This is a genomic window from Streptomyces niveiscabiei (assembly GCF_001419795.1).
In the GTDB taxonomy this organism is placed as follows: Bacteria; Actinomycetota; Actinomycetes; order Streptomycetales; family Streptomycetaceae; genus Streptomyces; species Streptomyces niveiscabiei.
Window position 1 is genome coordinate 1 of sequence record NZ_LIRL01000800.1, and the last position, 1,001, is coordinate 1,001.

General features: G+C 69.6%; 2 protein-coding genes. One reads left to right on the forward strand and one right to left on the reverse strand.

Going from position 1 to position 1,001, the window contains the following annotated elements:
* Positions 1 to 80: 80 nt before the first annotated feature.
* Entirely contained in the window at positions 81 to 698 is a 618-nt protein-coding gene (locus AOK24_RS34055; RefSeq protein ID WP_206191318.1) for a hypothetical protein, read from the forward strand.
* On the opposite strand, the gene AOK24_RS34060 is transcribed toward AOK24_RS34055, so the two are convergent.
* The coding region (locus AOK24_RS34060; RefSeq protein WP_159052077.1) for a transposase at positions 640 to 1,001 on the reverse strand (362 nt) is incomplete at its 5' end. The two genes, AOK24_RS34055 and AOK24_RS34060, sit on opposite strands and share 59 nt — an antisense overlap.

The window sequence follows — 1,001 nt, forward strand, 5'->3', positions numbered from 1 at the left end:
CACGTGAGACAAGCTCTAAGAAGCCGTTGTTTTTCCGGATGTGATCGTTGAGTTTCCACTGATCAGGCATGGTTTCGGCATTGCTGCGGGAGAGTTCGGGCGTCTGGTTCGGTCTCGGTGATGCGGAGTTGAGCGTGACGTCGGTGATGGCGCTGGTGGAGGGGCGGGAAGCGGCTGCCCGGGTGCGGGCGGAGGAGCTTCGCGTGGAGGCGGAGCGGGTTCTTGCCGAACTCGCCAAGGCGGAGGCGGTGTTGGAGCGTCGCGTGATCGCCACGGCTGAGCTCGCCGAGACCCTGGCGGGTCGGGACGCGATGCTGGAAGAAGGGGCCGCCTCGGTGGACGAGGTGGCGACCGCGGTGGTGGCGGACACGACGAAGGCGCCGGTCGCGGGTTCCGTCGTGCCGCGCTGGCATGCGGGGGCGACGGTTTTGACGCTGTCGGCGGACTACCGGCGGATCGTGGAGCTGGTGGAGGCCGAGCCGGGCACCGGCGAAGGGATCTCGGCGAAGGAGCTGGCCGGGCGGCTGGGCCTTGCGGCGGTGCCGGCGAAGATCGAGGGAGTGCGTTCGAAGGCGAGGCGGCTGGCAGAGCGGGGCTGGCTGGCCGCGCTGCCGTCGGGCCGGTTCACGCCGCGCGAGCTCACCGCGCCTGCTGGGGCCGGGGCCGGGATGTCGTCCGGGCGAGGCGGCGGCTCATGAGCATGGCCATCGAGAAGTAGACGAACGTCTCGCTGGAGGCGGGCAGCGTCTCGAAGTCCCGCACCAGGCGCCGCGATCGCATCAGCCATCCCAGTGTGCGCTCAACGCACCACCGTCTGGGCAGCACCACGAAGCCGCTCATGTCGTCACTGCGCTTGACGATCTGAAGCGTGAGCCGCAGTGCCTGCTGCGCCCAGGTGACCAGGCGGCCGGAGTAACCGCCGTCCGCCCAGACGAGAGTGATCATCCGGAACTTCTCCCGGAGCCGGGGCAGCATCACGCGGGCGGCCTGGCGGTCGGTGA